Source organism: Thermosynechococcus sp. FA-CM-4201, from assembly GCF_054689355.1.
Genome location: NZ_CP079920.1, coordinates 250,619 through 269,497, shown reverse-complemented (window position 1 = coordinate 269,497; position 18,879 = coordinate 250,619). Strand labels below are relative to the sequence as shown.

The following is an 18,879-nucleotide window of genomic DNA, read 5'->3' as shown; positions in this document are numbered from 1 at the left end:
ATGTCTCGTCTGCGTGCATTGCAGGGGTACCTGCTCCTGCGGCTTTTACTTGCGCCGCTGATGCTGTGGACGATTGTCACCGTCGTCTTTTTGCTGTTGCGAGCCACACCGGGGGATCCCGTGGATGCGATTTTAGGTCCCCGTGCCCCGGCGGCTGTCAAAGAGGCCTTGCGAGAACAATTGGGCTTGGCTCAACCCCTGTGGCAGCAATACTGGGCTTACTTAGGGCAACTCCTGCGATTTGATCTGGGAACCTCCCTCACCAGTCAAGGGGAAGCAGTCACGAGTATCATTGCCAAGCATTTTCCTGCAACGGCAGAATTAGGCCTTGCGAGTCTGGCGATCGCCTTTGGTTTAGGGGTGCTTATTGGCAGTCTGGCTGCGGTGAAATCTGGCACTGCTTGGGATATCGGAGGGCGTCTCTTTGGCATCATCACCTATGCCTTGCCCCTCTTTTGGTTGGGGATGCTTTTGCAACTGCTCTTTGCGGTGAATTTGCGTTGGCTTCCCTTGGGCACTCGCTACCCGATCACGGAAACACCCCCCCAAGGTCCCACAGGGCTGTATCTGCTGGATGCGCTCCTGAATGGCAATCTCCACCAACTGGGAACTGCTTTCAGTTACTTGCTCCTGCCTGCGGTGACGTTGGCGATCGTCCTCAGTGGTATCTTTGAGCGCATTGTGCGGGTGAATCTCAAGCAAACCTTAGTAGCAGATTATGTGGAAGCCGCCCGTGCCCGTGGTATCCCTGAGCATCGGATTCTCATCCACCATGCCCTCAAGAATGCCTTGATTCCGGTGATCACGGTTTTGGGTCTGACCCTTGCGAGCCTCTTGGGGGGAGCCGTGTTGACAGAGGTGACGTTCTCTTGGCCGGGGTTGGGTCAGCGACTCTACGAGGCGATCGCGCTGCGGGACTATCCAACCGTACAGGGCATTGTGGTTTTCTTTGCCGTGATTGTGGTCGCCGCCAGTATTCTCATTGACTTGCTCAATGCTTGGATTGACCCCCGCATCCACTACTAACTTTTTGGCGCCTGCCGATAGAATAAAAAACGAAACAACGTAACAAATCTTAACGTTAGGAGGTTATGCATCATGGCTCTAGCCGTTGGTACACCCGCACCGCCCTTTACTGCCAAAGACACCCATGGCAATACCGTCTCCCTTAGTGACTTTGCAGGCAAAACGGTGGTGCTGTACTTTTACCCCAAGGATGACACCCCCGGCTGCACCAAAGAGGCCTGTAGCTTCCGTGACAACTATGCCGCCTATCAGGGCAAAGATATTGTGGTTCTGGGGGTGAGCGCTGATGACGAAACCTCGCACCAAAAATTCACTGAGAAATTCAACCTTCCCTTCCCACTGCTGGCGGATGTGGATCAGTCCATTATCAGAGCCTACGATGTGGATGGCGGCGGCTACGCCAAGCGAGTCACCTATGTGATTGACGGCAATGGCATCATTTCCCATGTCTATACCAGCGTCAAAACCGATACCCACGCCACCGACATTTTGGCGGATCTCGGCTTGTAGGTCACTCTAAAAAGTCATCATTGGGTCAGGCGGCTGGAGAAGTTCTGGCTGCCTTTTTGTTGATTAAACGGAGAGAGAGGGATTCGAACCCTCGGTGACATCACTGCCACACTCGATTTCAAGTCGAGCGCATTCGACCACTCTGCCATCTCTCCCAGCATTCTATATTGTAACCTCAGCTAGGATAAGGTAAAGCCACAAAGAGTCGCTGCCGGAAATACTCCTATGAGTTTTAGTCCAGAGTACTTAATGACAACAGAAGCCTTAGCCCATAACCAGAACAGAATGGACGGCTATTTTGGTGATTTTTTTGGCTTGATGCGGAAGGCGCTTGTTGCTGGTGGCTCAGAACTGGGGTTGGGGATGACACTTTTTTCTCTAGCGGTGAGTATTCGTGCGACTCGCATCATTGAAATTGGCCGCTTTAAGGGATTTTCAACTCTCTGTCTAGCAAGTGCGCTACGATTCATTGATATTGGCTGGCAAGAACCGCAACAACATAAGCAGCGACCTGACATCAATTACAACGAATTTGAAGCACCGAAAAAACGACAACTGCTTTCAATTGATCCATTTCCAACCAAGGAAGCTGAGGAATTAATTCTTGAAGCAAATCTTGAAAACTATGTTGAGTTTATTAATGCCCGCTCCGATGAAGTCACGATTGACGGTTTAGTTGATCTCATTTTTATTGATGGTGATCACAGTTACGAAGGGTGCAAAGCGGATGTCTTCAATTATGTACCGTGGTACCTACGGCCAGGGGGATACTTTATTTTGCACGACTACTATGGCTGGTATGATGCCGAGGGGAATAATAACTCACCCGTTAAGCAGGTCATTGATGGATTGATTGCAGAGGAACTATTTGAGCATATCTTAATTGATACTAGCTATCAATCTTTTACCGTCTTTAGAAACCCCAATCCTTAGCAAATCACTTTCCTTAGCTTCTATGAGATTAACCCTAGGTTTGAGATAGATATTCGTTAATGTTCAGATCATCACTAACATTGGTATTGGGATTTTCCTCATCGGGATAGAATACAATTTCTAATCGCACTCTGCCCTTATGCCAACCCGTCTTATCGAGCATCATAACTCTTGCTGAGCAGCCTCTAACTAATGGCTGAATCAATCTAGCATCATTAGAAATGAGATTTAGAAATTCTTCTGGATAGGTAATTTCGGTATTACGGTATCTGTAAATTGTTCTTGAGTTATCATCCTCGTTCGGGATAAAACGAATGACCTCTTCGCGATCAAGAACATGGCAGTTTGTATTCATAAGTGCTGGTACAGATTTTATTGAGTCTTTCACTTAGTATAGCCTAATCCTTGTCAAAATTAGGTTTCCTGCCTCGCTGATGGCGACAATTTGGCGATCGCGCCCAAACAAGGCACAGCCTACCTGTAATGACCGGCCGATGGGCGCGGCACAATGGGCATGGATATAGGCAATGGCACGCTCATCAATGCGGTGGGCAATGTGGCTAAGAATCTCAGGTAAGGCTTGGGGAGCCATTGTTTCTAAAAATTTGAGGGCAGCCTCAACCGTTGCTGCTTGCCACACCTGCTGTAGAATCTCTGAGTCTAAGCCGGCAAGGGCACAAAAGGCGGTGAGAATTTCTTGGCGAGCATCCGCAAGGTGGTGATGGGTATGGAAAATGCCGCCGGCGAGTTTAATTAATTTGCCGTGGTAACCCAAGAGGAGCAACTGTTGAACCTTGTGCTGTGCGGCTGCCACCAGCATTGGGCCGAGCCAATTGGCGGTTTTCACGCAAAGGGAAGGGGGAATCTGGAGTTGTTGCGCCACATGAAGACCATTCTCACCAATGCAAAAGACAAGGGTTGGTGATTGGGCGGCCTTCTCGGCTAAGTCCTCGCGATAGCGATCCAGTTGCTCCGAGGCTGTGAGGGGTTGTGCCAAGGCAGTGGTTCCCAGTAGGGAGAGTCCCTCAACAATGCCAAAAGCCGCATTCGAGGTGCGCTCTGCCAAGTCTCGCCCTTGGGGCAGCAGAATTGTAACGGCGATCGCCCGCTCTTTGGGGCAATAGAGCAGTAGGTTCGTGGTTAACAACAGACGGGCATAACGGTAAATAGCTGCCTCGCCGGTGGCGCGATCGCGCCCAACCCCAAAGCCCCCCTCAATGTGAATTTTGGGAGAGGTGGCGGGGTCTTGCCAGCGCACCCAAGCCCAGATCGGGGTATGGCGGGTGAGATCAAGGGTGTCACTGGGTTCACTGTAGGTAATGGCCAAGGCCTGCTGATCATCTAAGGGTGCCCCTTGGGCAATGGGTAGGGTTGCACAGTGATTGGGGCGTAGCAGGGCAAGGGTGACTTCCTGAGGACAGGTACCGTCCGTGAGGCAACGCAGTGCCGCCACCGCCGCCGCCGTCGCAAAAACCGGTAGCGTGTAACCCACGGGTGCTAAGTAGTCAATTGCGCCAAACTGGTGCGAGCCGCTTCAGCAACCGCTTCCGCAGAATCAGTGGTTAATTGTTCAAGCAAGGGGCGAACCTCTGGGGTGCCAATTTGGCCAAGGGCGATCGCCAGCCGATGGCGGACTTGCCAATCGGGATACTCGACAAACTGCCGCAGGTGGTCAATGCTTTCTGGTTGTTTCAGTTCCCCCAGAGAACCAATCGCGGCCAATTTCACCAATTCTTGGGGACTATTGAGGGCTTCCGTGAGCAGCCCAAGGGCGGCAGGATTGCCTAGGGCACCCAAGGCGGCAATGATACTAAACTGCAACAGCCAATCATTGGTACTGTGGTAGGCCGTTTCTAAATCTTCGAGGGCAAAGGGAACTTGCAGGGCAGCCATCGCATCTGCTGCGGCCGCACGGACATCCGTTTCACTGTCATGGAGCAGGCGATCGCGCAACAGGTCATGGGCTTGATCAAGGTTAACGTGCCCAAGGCTGGCAATTTGACTGACGGCAGCGTAGCGGACACGGGAATTTTCATCTTGGCTGAGGGGTTGAATCAGCGTAAAGGCATCATTGGGGTCAAGGCTACGCAGTTGATTGATGCCCCGCAGGCGATCGCCCACATCCGCTGAGGTAATGAGTTCCTGAATTGCCGCTGTGTCCACGCCAATATTCTCCACCTGATTCCTTTGATCCTACTCGCTGGCGTCACCCACAGAAAAGGGCAGAGCGATCGCGGCTTCGATTCCCTGCCCTCAACTTAGGAGTTGTTACTGGGTTGTGCGTTCTAGGCTGCTTTTTCCGCCTCAGCAATTTGCAGCATGGTCTTCAGGACGGAGTCGGGGTTGAGGCTAATGGAGTCAATCCCTTGCGCCACTAAGAATTGGGCAAACTCAGGATAGTCACTGGGGGCTTGACCACAGATGCCAATTTTGCGCCCCTTGGCCTTCGCTGTTTGAATCGCTTGCGCCACCATGCGCTTGACCGCTTCATTGCGTTCATCAAACAGGTGCGCCACCAAGGCCGAATCGCGATCCAATCCCAGCGTCAGTTGCGTCAGGTCATTGGAGCCAATGGAGAAGCCATCAAAGACTTCGGCAAAGGCATCCGCCAACACCACATTACTGGGCAGTTCGCACATCACATAGACTTGAAGACCATTTTCCCCTTGCTTCAGCCCATGTTTGGCCATCTCCGCCAGCACGCGCCGCCCTTCATCCGGCGTACGACAGAAGGGAATCATCAGAATCACGTTCGTCAGACCCATCTCATCGCGGACTTTCTTCATGGCGCGGCATTCAAGGGCAAAGCCTTCGGCATAGTTGGGGTCGTAGTAACGGGAAGCGCCCCGCCAGCCAATCATCGGGTTTTCTTCGTGGGGTTCAAACTGGCGACCGCCCAAGAGGTTGGCATACTCATTGCTCTTGAAGTCCGACATGCGCACGACCACAGGCTTGGGATAAAAGGCGGCAGCGATCGCCCCAATCCCCTGAGCCAACTTATCAACAAAGTATTCCGCCTTGTCGGTGTAGTTTTGGGTCAGCTCGGCAATTTTTAGCTTCGCCACCTCATCGGTTAGCTCATCGTAGTGGAGCAATGCCAAGGGGTGCGCTTGAATATGGTTGGCAATAATAAACTCCATGCGTGCCAACCCCACCCCATCATTGGGAATTGCCGCCAAGCTAAAGGCTTCCTCTGGGTTACCCACATTCATCAGGATTTGGGTGCGGGTTCGCGGCAGATTTTCGAGAGCCACTTCCTCCACATGGAAGGGTAGCAATCCTTGATAGACGTGCCCCTCTTCCCCTTCAGCGCAGGAAACGGTGACCTCAACACCATTGGGGATCGTCTCGGTGGCATCGCCACAACCGACAATGGCAGGAATCCCCAACTCACGGGCAATAATCGCCGCATGGCAGGTGCGTCCCCCCTGATCGGTGACAATGGCACTGGCTTTTTTCATGATTGGCTCCCAGTCGGGATCCGTGCGGTGGGTCACCAAGACTTCGCCCGCTTGGAATTGATCGATATTGCTGACATTAAGGATGACGCGGGCACGGCCTTGGCCAATCATTTCGCCAACCGCCCGACCAGTGGCGAGGAGCGTCCCTTTTTCTTCGAGATGGTAGCTGCGTAGGACGTTCGTGGCTTTTTGGGATTGGACGGTTTCGGGGCGGGCTTGGACGATAAAGAGTTCACCCGTGATGCCATCTTTTGCCCACTCGATGTCCATCGGTGTATAGGTACCCCGCAGAGCAGAGTAGTGCTCCTCAATGATGCAGGCCCAGCGACCGAGGGTGAGAATTTCTTCATCGGTAAGGGCAAATTGTTTCCGCAGCGTCTCAGGCACGGGTTCATTGCGGGTGAGCTTCGTCCCGCCGAGGTCATAGACCATGCGGATTTCTTTGGTGCCGAGGGCTTTTTTCAAGATCGGTTTATAGCCCGCCTTCAACGTCGGCTTAAAGACAAGGTATTCATCGGGGTTGACGGCACCTTGGACAACGTTTTCGCCCAAGCCATAGGCGGCAGTAATCAGCGCTGTGTCCTTAAAGCCTGTTTCCGTGTCAATGGAGAACATCACACCAGAGCAGGCCAAGTCGGAGCGCACCATTTTTTGCACCCCCACCGATAGGGCCACATTGAAGTGGTCAAAGCCCTTGATCTGACGGTAGGAGATCGCCCGATCCGTAAAGAGCGAGGCAAAGCAGCGATGACAGGCATCGAGAACGCCCTTGAGGCCATGCACATTGAGGTAGGTTTCCTGCTGACCCGCAAAGCTAGCATCGGGCAAATCTTCAGCGGTGGCACTGGAGCGAACCGCCACGTCCGTATTCGGGCCATAGCGATCGCACATTTTTTGGTAGGCGGCAGCAATCGCATCCGTCAATTCTTGGGGAAAGGGCGTGTGCAAAATCAGCGAGCGAATTGCCTGACCCACACGGTGGAGTTCGGTTACGTCCTCGACATCAAGGCCTTCAAGCAGCCGCCGCAGTTGGGTATCAAGATTGCCCGCTTGGATAAAGTAACGGTAGGCATAGGCTGTGGTCGCAAAACCATCGGGGACATTGATCCCTTTGGGCGTCAGTTGTTGGAGCATTTCCCCCAAGGAAGAGTTTTTGCCCCCTACCAGTGGCAGGTCTTTGCAGCTTAAGGAATTCAGTTCTAAAACAAACGCTGTTTCCCGATGGGTCATTTCACTGGTCGGTCTAGGGATGGATTGAGTCATTGTTATGCTCCCAAACATTAAGTTTCATTGATTAAATTGCCGTTTGCTGTCCCTCTGGGGATGCAACAGCAGTGCTTGAGCCGTTAAAGTTTTGAGTGTCTTTGGCTCCCTTTGCTATCGTGAATCTGTGAATCACCTAACTGCACGCAATTCCCAAGTCAGAATTGTCCGTTGACAAACGCAGGCTGCTCCTTTGCTACGACACTGGGTAAAGCACGCAATACATTTCCAACGGAGACTTGATAGGCAAGGTTTGCAGAGGTCATCATCTGCACGGTGGTTAAATCACGATTGCCCTATATCTCCATTCTGAAACAGAAAAATTGGCTTTGTTTGTTGCTTAACAATCCCTTAAATTCGTTAGGATTCCAAATCACGATGGGTAAAGGGTTTGGCATTGGCGCCGCTATAGGTTGCCACAATGTGGCCATCCCCCACCAGTTGGTATTTGTAGGTCACTAATCCCTCTAGCCCCACCGGGCCTCGTGGCGGTAATTTGTGGGTACTGATACCGACTTCAGCGCCAAAGCCATAGCGGAAACCATCGGCAAAGCGAGTGGAGCAATTGTGAAAAACGCCAGCGGCATCCACCTCTTGGAGAAAACGGGCGGCGGCAGCAGCATCCTCGGTAACAATGGCTTCGGTGTGCCCCGATCCATAGGTGGCAATGTGATCCAGGGCGGCATCGAGATCGGGAACGACTTTGATGGAGAGGATCAAATCGCAGTATTCTGTCGCCCAGTCGGCTTCACTGGCAAGGGTCATGGGCACGAGGTGACAGGCGATCGCGTCCCCCCGCAATTCCACCCCTGCTTTCTCAAGGGCAGCAGCCACTGGCGGTAAAAAGGCTTCGGCAATCCCCCGATGGACAAGGAGCGTCTCAATGGCGTTACAGGCAGCCGGGTATTGGGTTTTGGCGTCGAGGGTGATGGCGATCGCCTTCTCCAAATCCGCAGCCACATCCACATAGAGATGACACAGACCATCGGCGTGCCCCAACACAGGAATCCGCGTGTTGTTCTGGATATAGCGCACAAATTCATTGGATCCGCGCGGAATGATCAGATCAACCCATTGATCCAGTTGCAGCAATTCCGTAATTTCCGCCCGCCGCATCAGTAGGGCGATCGCCCCAGCGGGCACTGCTGACTTCTCTAGCCCTCTGTGAATGGCCTGCATAATCGTTTGGCAAGAGCGACTGGCCTCCTGTCCTCCCTTGAGGATGGCGCCATTCCCCGATTTAATCGCCAAGGCAGCTATCTGCACGACGGCATCGGGACGCGCTTCAAAAATTACCCCCAGCACCCCCAAAGGACAGGTGACGCGACTGAGAATTAACTCCGTATCCAATTCCCGATGGAGTTGGCGCTGACCCAGAGGATCCGCAAGGGCAGCCACTTGACGCACCCCGGCGATCGCCGCCGCTAGTTTACTGGGACTCAGTTCCAACCGTGCATAGAGAGAGGGATTGAGCTGATTGGCCTTGGCCTGCTCACAGTCGGCAGCATTGGCCGCCAGAATCTCCTCCTGAGCCTCTTCAAGGGCACAGGCCACCTGTTCTAGGGCATCATTGCGGGCAGCGGTATCCAGCGTGGCCAACAGACGCGCCTGCTCATGAACTTCTTTGACCCGTTGCACGAGGGGAGAATCGGTCATAGGGGGTGTCAATTCCAAAGACGTATCAAGGGCGATCGTACGCCAAATTGTCCCGCACTTGTGGTAGGTTAACGGCAATTGCGTTGCCCTAGAATTGGCCAAAAAACAGGTTCAGGAGGATCATGCGAATTCTATTTGTTGCTGCTGAGGCGGCACCGCTCGCGAAAGTGGGGGGCATGGGAGATGTGGTGGGTTCCCTACCCAAGGTGTTACGCCGCATGGGACATGATGTGCGCATCTTTATGCCCTACTATGGCTTCTTGCCCGATAAGGTGGAGATCCCCAAGGATCCCATCTGGATTGGCCATGCCATGTTTCAGACGTTCCATGTCTATGAAACCGTGTTGCCGGGGTCGGATGTTCCCCTTTACCTTTTTGGCCATCCCTGCTTTAATCCCCGCCGCATCTACTACGGTGAGGATGAGGACTGGCGGTTCACCTTCTTTGCCAATGGGGCAGCAGAATTTGCTTGGAACTACTGGAAGCCCCAGATTATCCATTGCCACGATTGGCACACGGGAATGATCCCAGTGTGGATGCATCAAGACCCCGACATTACCACTGTGTTTACGATCCATAACTTGGCTTACCAAGGGCCTTGGCGGTGGCGCCTAGAGCAAATTACTTGGTGTCCGTGGTACATGCAGGGGCACAATACGATGGCGGCAGCCGTGCAGTATGCCGATCGCGTCAATACCGTTTCACCCACCTACGCCGAACAGATTAAAACCCCCGAGTATGGCGAGAAATTGGAAGGGCTGCTGTCGTTTATTAGTGGCAAGCTCTCCGGGATTCTCAATGGTATTGATACAGAGGTCTTTGATCCCAGTACTGATCGCGCCCTTGTGCAAAACTACACCGTAGATACCCTCGAGCGGCGTAAGGCCAACAAAATTGCACTTCAAGAGGAACTGGGACTAGAGGTGAACTCCGGTGCTTTCTTGGTGGGGATGGTCACCCGCTTGGTGGAGCAAAAGGGGTTGGATTTGTTGATTCAGGTGCTGGATCGCTTTTTGGCCTACACCGATAGCCAGTTTGTCCTTTTGGGAACGGGCGATCGCTACTACGAAACCCAAATGTGGCAAATTGCCTCACGGTTTCCGGGGCGCTGTAGTGTCCAGTTGCTCTACAGTGATGTCCTGTCGCGGCGGATTTATGGCGGTGCCGATGCCTTCATTATGCCGAGCCGATTTGAACCCTGTGGCATTGCCCAAATGATTGCCCTGCGCTATGGCTGTGTGCCGATTGTGCGCCGCACCGGTGGTCTTGTGGATACCGTCTTTCACCATGACCCAGAGAAGCAAACGGGAACGGGCTACTGCTTTGACCGCTATGAACCCCTTGACTTCTACACCTGCTTAGTGCGGGCTTGGGAAGGGTATCGCTACAAACGGGAGTGGCACACCCTTCAGCAGCGGGGTATGCGCGAAGACTTTAGCTGGACAAAATCGGCACTGGCCTACAATGCCCTCTATAACTCCATTTATGGCTTACCGCCGGAGACCATGCCCAATCCTAGTCCAACCCTAGTACCAGCAACGACCTGATCCTCAGGACGATGTAATGTGTGGTCATTATTGCCTACGAGTACATTGATCCCCTCTGGCAGCCCCTACCCGATCCCCAAGTGTGGGGGCAAGAGATTGACCACTGGGTACTGGATGTGGAGGCCGCCCGGCCGCAGTTGCGGTACTGGTTGCAGCGGTTAGTGCCGGGCTATTGGCTGTTGCACCAACTGAGTGCCCTTGGCCAAACGGTGATGGAAGTGAGCGATCGCCTGCGGCAACTGGAGGCAGCGGGTATTACCGTGATTGCCCTAGCCGAAGGCTACGTGAGCGATCGCCCCCCCAGTGGAGATCAACTCTTAGCCCTTTGGGATCAGGTAAAGCAGCAACTCCACCAGCAAACCCTCTGCCACAGCCATGCCCGCAATCGTCTTAAGCACCGTCCGCCGCCGGGTCGTGCTCCCTATGGCTATCGCCGCGGCAAAGAGCACTATGTGATTGATCGAGCGGCAGCCGTTGTCGTCAAGGATTTTGTCGAGCATTTTCTCCTCTATGGCTCCCTCAGTGCAGCGGTGCGCTTTATTGCCACCACCCACCACAAGCGGATTAGCGTAGCGACCGGTCGGCGCTGGTTGACCCACCCCGTCTATCGCGGCCATCTCTACTACCAGGGGAAAACAGTGATTCCCCAGACCCATGCCCCCCTCATTGCCCCCGATGAAGCGGCTCAGGTGGATCGGCTGTTGCGACGCCAACGCTCTCTACCCCGTCGTAGTGCCAGTGCCCCCCATCCGCTGGCGGGATTGGTGATTTGTCGCGAATGTCAGCAACGCTTTGGCCGGACTCAGGTGCAGCCCTACCGCCAACCGAGTCAATATGCCTACTTGCGTCCTCTGCACTGTCCCCTTTCCCCCAAATGTCGCAGCATTCCCTACGAGGCGGCCTTAGCTGCTGTGATTGCTCAAATTGCCGAACGCCTACCGCCCGCGATCGCCCAACTTTGCCTACCGTCGCCAACCCTCACCACCAAAATGGAAGCGATTGACCAGCAACTGCAACAACTCACTGCACTAGAAGACCAAGGCCTCTTGGATGCGGAAACGGCTCAACTGCGCCGCTATAAACTGGCTGGGGAACGGGCACGAATTGAGGCACAGCAGGCTCAATTGCCCCCTAGTAATCTCTTGCAACTGGCGGTTACCCTTGGTCAGCCGCAATTTTGGTACCAACTCTCAGCAGCAGAGCAACGGTTCTATCTACGGGAGTTTTTACATGCCATAGAGGTTACCAGCCGCCCCCCACAGCCTTGGTCTATCCATCTGCGATTTATTTGGGAATCCCCTATTGGCAGTGTTTCTTAACCATTTCCAGTGCCGTGTTTGGCTCCCAAGAGAGGAGATAGGCTTCCCGCTCCAGTGGTAGTTCTGCCGTTTCATAGTGCTGGCTGAGCAACCTTTCTAAATCAGGGTACAAAAACAGGGGCACATGGTATTTAGGATTAATCGGCACTCCCCGCTTAAATCCATAGGGACGGCCATAATTTGCTTTGCAGGTTTGCGCCACATGGATCGCCTCATGGTGCAGTGTGTTGATAAATTGCAAAAAGTGGTCGTGCTGGTAGATATCAATCGTGATTTTGGCCGAGGCGTTAATAATCTGGTAAGTGTCACTCCAGTAGGTGAAACGGTAGCCGAATGTGCCCATATGGCCTTCCGGCAGTTGCGCCACCGCTAAGCGGACATTCTGTTGTTCCAGTAGATTCAATAGTGCTCCTAGGTTAGGAGGTGTATTGGCAAAGGGTTCAAAATTGCTGATGGTTTCACTGTCATAAAATTGGCGCAGAATTTGCTGGTTCAGCTTGAGGGCACTGTCATAGTCACGGATACTGCCCACTAAGTCGCCAAGGCGCAGTTTCATGGTTGAGCGCTGCATCAGTCCTTGGGCATCGAGATGACCGCCATACTGGCCAAAGTGATTCAAGTCGGTAAGGGCTTGGCGGTAACGCTCTTGGGAGGTGGCAAACTGGCGATCGGTCCACAGTTGATCTGCCTGTTGACGATAGATGTGACTGCGGTTGAGGTGGGCACGCTGCATACTTGACTGGAATGACTGACAGCGGGCGATCGCCATCGCGAAGATCGGCAGCGCTTCGTTGTATTGTTGGATTTCATAAAAGGCTGCCCCCTTGAGGCTCACCAACTCACAGTAGGGTTCACCAAAGGTCGTATGGCCTAGGTATTGAAAGTAGGGTTCCGCTTCGTCCGCTGTCTTGAGCACACTTTCATACTGTTTGTCACCATAGGCCGCCTGTGCCTGCTGTTGCAGGGTTTGTACCCGCCCGAGCATCGTGTTTTTAGCAAAGTCTTGCATTTTCGGGTCACACAGGGCAGTCGCTTCCTGAAAAGACTGGATAGCATGGGTTGGCTGCCCGAGGTGGCTAAAGGCGGCGCCCTGCAAACTGGTTAATTGGCACTGGGTTTCTGTGGCGATCGCCGAGGGGAGATAGGCAAGGTAGGGGCGTGCCTCGTCGGCGTGGCTCAAAACCAGTGGATAATTCTGCTGATCATGGGCTTGCCAGCTTAGGGTCAGGAGATCCTGACTCCGTTGCTCGAGGGTTGCTTGGGCAAAGGCCACCAATTCAGGAAAAGCCTGACAATTCTCAATTTGATTGGCAAGAAGATCAATCGCTGCTGCGGGCTGCTGCTGATGGGCAAAGATTGCCCCCCGATAGACTTGAATTTGACAAGCCAAAAGGGGACGGGTTTCAGCACTGGCAAAGGAGAGATAGGACTCGGCTCCTTGGAGTTTGTGGCTAGCCGTTTGGTACTGACCGGCTTCGTAGTATTTTTGAGCATCGGCAATCAGGTTTTTGCTCTGGTTGGTCAAGACGGCATAGGTGAGGCTACCGAGGAGTCCCACCGTACCGATAGCGGCTGCCAGTATTTTTTTATTGAAAATGGTATTAGGTATTACAAAATTTGGCCAATGCCATGCTTGCGGTCTGAGTGTCATGAGGAGTATCCTAAATCGCTTTATAGATAGGCTTTTGAGCTTATTAGCTTGATCCTAGCGACTGAGAATTTTCACTGACTTAGCATAAAAACTTCACAATCTTAGTTGATATACTTTAATAGTCTCATGATTTTTGGTTACAAAAACTCGATCGCCCCCCGCAGTCGTTGCAGGGCATCATTGCTGAAATGGGAAGGCTAGTTTATAGATAAATAAAAAACATCAATAACAAATCGCAGGTGTAAGGGGTTATGACGATTGAACTCAGCGATCGCCAAAAGCAAATTCTTGGCGCCACGATTAACCATTACATTGCCACGGCAGAACCCGTCGGCTCAAAAGCGATCGCCACCGAATACAACCTCAACGTCAGCCCGGCCACGGTGCGCAATACGATGCTGCTCCTCGAAAAAAGCGGCCTGCTTTACCAACCCCACACGTCCGCAGGGCGGGTACCCTCTGATTCTGGCTATCGTGTCTATGTGGACGAACTGATCCAGCCTATTCCCGATGTGGCTCGCAAAGCCGAGAGTCTCTTGAGTGAGCGGTTTATTTGGGGACAACAACGCCTTGAGGTGATCTTGCGGCAAGCGGCGCAGTTGCTCTCGGATCTCAGTGGTTACATTACGCTGATCACGCTGCCCAATCGTTTGGAGCGGCAGATTCGGGTGATTCAACTGGTCGCCTTGGATGCGCAGCAGGTGATGGTGATTCTTGTGCTTGATACCTACGAAACCCAGTCGGCACTGATTCAATTGGGGCAAGGGGAAGAAGACCCTGAGCTACGGGAGCGCACCCTACAGGTACTGACCAACTTCCTCAATCATCAGTTGCAGGGGCGATCGCTGGTGGAACTCAGTGCCATTGACTGGCAAAAACTGGATTTGGAGTTCCAGACCTACAGCCAGCAGCTTCAGACCCTACTGCGGCAATTGAGCGATCGCTACAGCCACCAAGGTACTTCCTTTGTGATCAGCGGTCTTGCCGATGTTCTCCAGCAGCCGGAGTTTTCCCAAGTGGAGCAGGTGCAAATGCTGCTGCATCTTCTCGAAGACCAACAGGATCAACTCGCTCCCTTGATCAGTAGTGATAGCCAAGCCCCCTCGCAGGTGCAAATCCGCATTGGCAGTGAAAATACCTTAGCGCCGATGCAGTCCTGTACATTGGTTTATTCCTGCTATTGCTACGGAGACTCCCCCGTGGGCAGTATTGGCATTCTAGGGCCGACGCGGATGCCCTATGCACGGATTATTCCCCTAGTGGCCACAGCAGCAGATTATTTGACCGAACAGGTGAGTCGCCGCAAGTAAAGAAATCAAAACATTAGACCATTCCTGCACAATCAACGGCTGGCTTTATCGTGCACAATAAACTATTGGGCTTTCCCAGTTGGAGATATTGCAATGCCGACACCCGCCTTGCTGGTTCTTGCCGATGGTTCAGTCTTTCGCGGTTTTTCCTTTGGGGCACCGGGAACGGCCATTGGCGAAGTAGTCTTTAATACCGGCATGACGGGTTATCAAGAGGTGCTCACTGACCCGAGTTATTGTGGTCAAATCGTGACATTCACCTACCCTGAGTTGGGCAATACGGGAACCACCCCCGAAGACGATGAATCCGATCGCCCCCAAGTGTGCGGTGCGGTTGCTCGCAATATCTGTGACATTCCCAGTAACTGGCGATCGCAACAATCCTTACCTGATTACCTCAAAGCCCATCGCATTCCTGCAATTTATGGCATTGACACCCGCGCCCTCACCCGCAAAATTCGCACCGTCGGTGCCATGAATGGCGGCATCTCCACGGAAATCCTTGACCCCGTTGAACTGCTGCAAAAAGTCCTTGCCGCTCCCAGTATGCAGGGACAAAATCTAGCCAAGGTGGTGACCACCCGCACCCCCTATGAATGGACAGAACCCACGCCCCCCGCTTGGGAATTTCGTCCCCAGACACCCACCGAAGAGCCACCGCTCACAGTTGTCGCCATTGACTTTGGCGTGAAGCGCAACATTCTCCGTCGCTTGGCTAGTTATGGCTGCCGTGTGATTGTCGTGCCGGCGGATACACCAGCGGAAACGATTCTCAGCTATGACCCGGATGGCATTTTCCTCTCCAATGGCCCCGGCGACCCTGCCGCAGTTCAGGAAGGCATTGAAACCGCGCGCAAATTACTGGCGGCTCAGCGTCCCATGTTTGGCATTTGTCTGGGGCATCAGTTGTTGGGACTTTCTTTGGGGGCGGAAACCTTCAAGCTCAAGTTTGGTCACCGCGGGTTAAACCAGCCCGCTGGCCTGACGCGGGAAGTGGAAATTACCAGCCAAAACCACGGCTTTGCCATTACTGAAGAATCCCTTGCCCAAACCCCCGTTGAGATTACCCACTTTAACCTCAATGACAAAACCGTTGCCGGTCTGAAGCACCAAACATTGCCGATTTTCTCAGTGCAGTATCACCCTGAGGCCAGCCCCGGCCCCCACGATGCCGATTATCTCTTTGGCGAGTTTGTGGCGCAAATGCGTGCCTATCGTCAACAACACCCCCGCAGCCAATGAAAGGGCGATCGCTCACCCCCTACCTCTTTCTTGCCCCTGCCTTGGGGTTACTCACATTGACGGTCTTTTGGCCAGCGCTACAGGCCTTTTTCCTCAGTTTCACCCGCTATGAAACCGATCTCCTGAGTCCGCCTGTGTGGGTGGGATGGGCCAATTTTGCGCAGTTGTGGCGCGATGGTGTTTTCTGGAAAACCTTGGCCAATACGTTCCTCTATTTAGTGGTGGTGGTGCCGATTCTGGCGATCGCTCCCCTGCTGCTGGCGATTCTGGTCAATCAACCCCTGCGGGGCATCCACTGGTTTCGTGCTGCCTACTACAGTCCCGTGATTATCTCAATGGTCGTGGCGGGGATTGCCTGGCGCTGGCTCTATGCCCCCAATGGCCTCTTCAACCAACTGGTACAGGGTCTGCATCTGCGGGACACCCCGATTCCTTGGCTGACCAGTCCCCAACTCGCCCTCTTTAGTGTCATGGCCGTCACCGTCTGGAAAGGCTTGGGTTACTACATGGTGATCTATCTGGCGGGACTTCAGGGGATTAGTGGTGAACTCTACGAAGCGGCGGCGCTTGATGGCAGTGATGGCTGGCGACAGCATCGGGATATTACCTTACCGCTGATGCGCCCCTATATTCTTTTGGTGAGCATTATCTCAGCAATTTCTGCCACGAAGGTCTTTGAAGAAGTCTATGTCATGACCCAAGGGGGACCCCTGAATAGCTCCAAGACCATTGTTTATTACATCTATGAGAATGCCTTTCAGCGCTTAGAGATTAACTACGCCTGCACGATGGGACTGGTCTTATTCCTGTTTATCCTGTCGTTGTCCCTCTTCAATCTCAAGTTTGGCCGCCAGGTGGAAATGCCCCTCAGCTAAGCACTTGCATGCGTTGAATCAACCATTGATCGCCGCGACGGGTAAAGGTGTAGATGACGCGGTAGGGATCGCTATAGGAAATATCATTGCGTAGTGTCCCCTGTTCATAGAAACGGGCATCCTCATTGACTTCTGCCAATACATCCACGCGATCGCTGCCTTGGGGACGCACTTCCTTCACCTCTAGGTTCTTGAGGGTATAAACCCAATGGCTGCCCTCGGACTTTAAGCCCTGTGCCCGCGATCGCCAGCGGCTGAGTTCTGGCTCCGCCAAAATTGTTGCGAGTTTGTCCATGTCAAAGGCCGTGCCAAGGGCTTGGGCTTTAATTTGCTGCCACGTGCGGAGGCGATCGCGCGCCATCTCCGGCGTTAAGGTGGTGGCTAAGGGCGTCGGTTGTGGTGTCGGGGTCGGCGTTGCCACAGGAGTTGGCGTTGGGGTCACTGGCGGTGGCGGGGTGGGGGCTTCAGCCGTTTTGGCTGGCCAATAAACTTTTGCCAAGGCGCCTAACCCAACCAGAACAACCCCTGCACCCATCCAAAACCAAGTCTGACGTTTTTTATGGCGACTGGTTGGAGAGCGGCGCCGTTTGCGAGTGGAGGCTGGGGGCGTGTCGGTCTCCGTTGTGGTTGAAGAACTGGTAGCAACTGATGTCGAAAAGCCTTGACCCAGCCCAGTATGATACTCCAAGGGCAACGTTTCCGCTGTAAACGAGACGGGCGGCGGCACGGCCACCGTTGGTCTAATGACTTCGGGGAGGGCAGAGGCAGTAGTGCTGGGTGGCTCAGGGGCAATGGCGTCGTCACTGAGAGCCTCTAGGTAGGCTTGGATATTGGGATCGGCAAAGTAGGCATCCAAGGCCACTGGTGTTTCCCCCAAGTCCCGAAAGGCAGGATAAATTTCTTCCCGTAGCCATTGCTCTGTGTAGTAGTACAGCCCCGGCAGCAGATCGCTAGAATCATTGGAGTGACGGCGGATAAAGGCGAGACTCTGCTGATCTTGAGAGCGATCGAGAGCGGCCAAGGCCTCAGCAGGTTGTCCCAACAGCAGTAAACAACTGGCCAGTTCAAGGTAGATGTCTTGATTGGGCGAGAGTCGCTCTAGTAAATCCTTGGCGCGGCGAATATAGCTGGGCTGAAGTTCCTGTACACCCCGTGCCACCAGCGCATGAACGGCAAGATAGGTTGCTACGGCTGAGGGACGCCGCGATTCCCGTTCAAAGAGTTCCTGTTGCTCTGCCACGGTGAGATGGCTGCGCAGTTGCAAAATAAATTTCAGAAAATCCTCAACCCCTAGGCCAGAGTAATCATCATGGCGACCTTCAATGCCCCCGCGATCGCTGAGCATCTCCCGCAGCAATAAAATACCCCGCTGCCGATTGACACTATCGGATAGAGGCAGTGCCAGTAGCTCGAGAATGCGGTAGGGACGCAGGCGATTCAGTTCCGTCTGAAACTGCTCCTGTAGTTCGGGAAACAGGTTCGCCCGCTGAAGTACCCCAAGACCGGCTTCGAGGCGAGAGGCGGCTGCTTGGTAGGATTGCCGCTGCCATTCCTCGCGTCCCAATTCCAGATAGGCCAAAGCCACAGTGAGGGTAATATCGGCAACGGCGGCAGAGGAAGTGTAGGGGCGGTTGAGATCAAAGGCATCCCCTTTTAGGAATTGTTCTCCCAGTTTGACCACTTGGGAGTAGTTCCCCAGTTCATAGAGCAGTAGGAGCGCCCCCGAAAATTGCTGATCACTAATTTCAAGGTGGGGAGCGGTGGCATCGGGATCCAACTGGGCAATTAAATCATCGGGATCAACGGCACGGCAGTGGCGATCGTAGGCATGGCGCTGCTCAGGTTCTCGCAAAACTGCATAGGCTTGCTCAATGAGTTCACGACGGGTGGCAACGGTGGTGGGGGAGTGCTGATGGGTGGGCAGTTGCAACAGCCGATCCTGAAACGCTTGCTCAATTTGCTCCGGCGTTGCCTGAATTGGCACACCCAGCACTTGGTAATAGTCGAGGGGAATGCGCACCTGAACCCAAACCTCTATAGATGAACCCGTCCATCAGTGATGATATCTGTCTTTACAGCAAGAACA

At 53.5% G+C, this 18,879-nt stretch carries 15 protein-coding genes and 1 tRNA gene; 8 read left to right on the top strand and 8 right to left on the bottom strand.

What is annotated here, in order from left to right:
• Together KV190_RS01210 and KV190_RS01205 are read left to right on the top strand one after the other, a co-directional pair.
• Entirely contained in the window at positions 1 to 1,026 is a 1,026-nt protein-coding gene (locus KV190_RS01210) for an ABC transporter permease (RefSeq protein ID WP_460194232.1), read from the top strand.
• 72 nt (positions 1,027 to 1,098) lie between these two features.
• Positions 1,099 to 1,536, top strand: a complete 438-nt coding sequence (locus tag KV190_RS01205) for a peroxiredoxin (protein WP_460194231.1) — start codon at positions 1,099 to 1,101, stop codon at positions 1,534 to 1,536.
• Positions 1,537 to 1,604: 68 nt separating this feature from the next.
• On the opposite strand, the gene KV190_RS01200 is transcribed toward KV190_RS01205, so the two are convergent.
• Positions 1,605 to 1,691: transfer RNA gene (locus KV190_RS01200), tRNA-Ser, on the bottom strand.
• Between the two features lie 70 nt (positions 1,692 to 1,761).
• On the opposite strand from KV190_RS01200, the gene KV190_RS01195 reads away from it, so the two are divergent.
• Complete coding sequence (locus KV190_RS01195) at positions 1,762 to 2,469, top strand: class I SAM-dependent methyltransferase (protein ID WP_460194230.1); 708 nt, start codon at positions 1,762 to 1,764, stop codon at positions 2,467 to 2,469.
• A gap of 34 nt (positions 2,470 to 2,503) precedes the next feature.
• Here KV190_RS01195 and KV190_RS01190 read toward each other — a convergent pair whose 3' ends face one another.
• The 5 genes from KV190_RS01190 to KV190_RS01170 form a co-directional block, all read right to left on the bottom strand.
• Entirely contained in the window at positions 2,504 to 2,824 is a 321-nt protein-coding gene (locus tag KV190_RS01190) for a hypothetical protein (protein ID WP_460194229.1), read from the bottom strand.
• A gap of 33 nt (positions 2,825 to 2,857) precedes the next feature.
• Positions 2,858 to 3,961, bottom strand: coding sequence for a cobalt-precorrin-5B (C(1))-methyltransferase CbiD (gene cbiD, locus KV190_RS01185; RefSeq protein ID WP_460194228.1), 1,104 nt, complete (start codon positions 3,959 to 3,961; stop codon positions 2,858 to 2,860).
• A gap of 5 nt (positions 3,962 to 3,966) precedes the next feature.
• A complete protein-coding gene (locus KV190_RS01180) occupies positions 3,967 to 4,647 on the bottom strand; it encodes a HEAT repeat domain-containing protein (RefSeq protein WP_460194227.1) in 681 nt (226 codons plus the stop codon).
• Between the two features lie 107 nt (positions 4,648 to 4,754).
• Complete coding sequence (gene ppsA, locus KV190_RS01175; RefSeq protein WP_460195193.1) at positions 4,755 to 7,160, bottom strand: phosphoenolpyruvate synthase; 2,406 nt, start codon at positions 7,158 to 7,160, stop codon at positions 4,755 to 4,757.
• 393 nt (positions 7,161 to 7,553) lie between these two features.
• Positions 7,554 to 8,849 carry a glutamate-5-semialdehyde dehydrogenase gene (locus KV190_RS01170; RefSeq protein WP_460194226.1) on the bottom strand — a complete coding sequence of 432 codons (1,296 nt, stop codon included), beginning with the start codon at positions 8,847 to 8,849 and terminating at the stop codon, positions 7,554 to 7,556.
• Positions 8,850 to 8,971: 122 nt separating this feature from the next.
• Between KV190_RS01170 and glgA the strand changes: the two genes are divergently transcribed.
• Both glgA and KV190_RS01160 read left to right on the top strand, forming a co-directional pair.
• Positions 8,972 to 10,396 (top strand): glycogen synthase GlgA, encoded by a 1,425-nt coding sequence (glgA, locus tag KV190_RS01165; protein ID WP_460194225.1) that lies wholly within the window; start codon positions 8,972 to 8,974, stop codon positions 10,394 to 10,396.
• 20 nt (positions 10,397 to 10,416) lie between these two features.
• The gene (locus KV190_RS01160; RefSeq protein ID WP_460194224.1) at positions 10,417 to 11,715 is read left to right on the top strand and encodes a recombinase family protein; all 1,299 of its coding nucleotides are present in this window, start codon (positions 10,417 to 10,419) and stop codon (positions 11,713 to 11,715) included.
• On the opposite strand, the gene KV190_RS01155 is transcribed toward KV190_RS01160, so the two are convergent.
• Positions 11,696 to 13,366, bottom strand: a complete 1,671-nt coding sequence (locus KV190_RS01155) for a hypothetical protein (protein WP_460194223.1) — start codon at positions 13,364 to 13,366, stop codon at positions 11,696 to 11,698. The genes KV190_RS01160 and KV190_RS01155 overlap by 20 nt on opposite strands.
• 251 nt (positions 13,367 to 13,617) lie before the next feature.
• Here KV190_RS01155 and hrcA point away from each other — a divergent pair, with 251 nt between their 5' ends.
• From hrcA to KV190_RS01140, 3 genes are all read left to right on the top strand, one after another.
• Positions 13,618 to 14,676, top strand: a complete 1,059-nt coding sequence (gene hrcA / locus KV190_RS01150) for a heat-inducible transcriptional repressor HrcA (protein WP_460194222.1) — start codon at positions 13,618 to 13,620, stop codon at positions 14,674 to 14,676.
• Between the two features lie 93 nt (positions 14,677 to 14,769).
• Positions 14,770 to 15,918, top strand: coding sequence for a glutamine-hydrolyzing carbamoyl-phosphate synthase small subunit (gene carA, locus KV190_RS01145; protein WP_460194221.1), 1,149 nt, complete (start codon positions 14,770 to 14,772; stop codon positions 15,916 to 15,918).
• The gene (locus tag KV190_RS01140) at positions 15,915 to 16,793 is read left to right on the top strand and encodes a carbohydrate ABC transporter permease (RefSeq protein ID WP_460194220.1); all 879 of its coding nucleotides are present in this window, start codon (positions 15,915 to 15,917) and stop codon (positions 16,791 to 16,793) included. The genes carA and KV190_RS01140 overlap by 4 nt, the downstream gene beginning before the upstream one ends.
• Here KV190_RS01140 and KV190_RS01135 read toward each other — a convergent pair.
• Positions 16,786 to 18,813 carry an IMS domain-containing protein gene (locus KV190_RS01135; RefSeq protein WP_460194218.1) on the bottom strand — a complete coding sequence of 676 codons (2,028 nt, stop codon included), beginning with the start codon at positions 18,811 to 18,813 and terminating at the stop codon, positions 16,786 to 16,788. The genes KV190_RS01140 and KV190_RS01135 overlap by 8 nt on opposite strands.
• Positions 18,814 to 18,879 lie beyond the last annotated feature (66 nt).

Excerpts from the sequence above, each read along its gene's own strand:
- KV190_RS01210 (WP_460194232.1), top strand. The coding sequence starts at position 1 with ATGTCTCGTCTGCGTGCATTGCAGGGGTACCTGCTCCTGCGGCTTTTA.
- KV190_RS01205 (WP_460194231.1), top strand. The coding sequence starts at position 1,099 with ATGGCTCTAGCCGTTGGTACACCCGCACCGCCCTTTACTGCCAAAGAC.
- KV190_RS01195 (WP_460194230.1), top strand. The coding sequence starts at position 1,762 with ATGAGTTTTAGTCCAGAGTACTTAATGACAACAGAAGCCTTAGCCCAT.
- KV190_RS01190 (WP_460194229.1), bottom strand. The coding sequence starts at position 2,824 with ATGAATACAAACTGCCATGTTCTTGATCGCGAAGAGGTCATTCGTTTT.
- ppsA (WP_460195193.1), bottom strand. The coding sequence starts at position 7,160 with ATGACCCATCGGGAAACAGCGTTTGTTTTAGAACTGAATTCCTTAAGC.
- KV190_RS01170 (WP_460194226.1), bottom strand. The coding sequence starts at position 8,849 with ATGACCGATTCTCCCCTCGTGCAACGGGTCAAAGAAGTTCATGAGCAG.
- glgA (WP_460194225.1), top strand. The coding sequence starts at position 8,972 with ATGCGAATTCTATTTGTTGCTGCTGAGGCGGCACCGCTCGCGAAAGTG.
- KV190_RS01155 (WP_460194223.1), bottom strand. The coding sequence starts at position 13,366 with ATGACACTCAGACCGCAAGCATGGCATTGGCCAAATTTTGTAATACCT.
- hrcA (WP_460194222.1), top strand. The coding sequence starts at position 13,618 with ATGACGATTGAACTCAGCGATCGCCAAAAGCAAATTCTTGGCGCCACG.
- carA (WP_460194221.1), top strand. The coding sequence starts at position 14,770 with ATGCCGACACCCGCCTTGCTGGTTCTTGCCGATGGTTCAGTCTTTCGC.
- KV190_RS01140 (WP_460194220.1), top strand. The coding sequence starts at position 15,915 with ATGAAAGGGCGATCGCTCACCCCCTACCTCTTTCTTGCCCCTGCCTTG.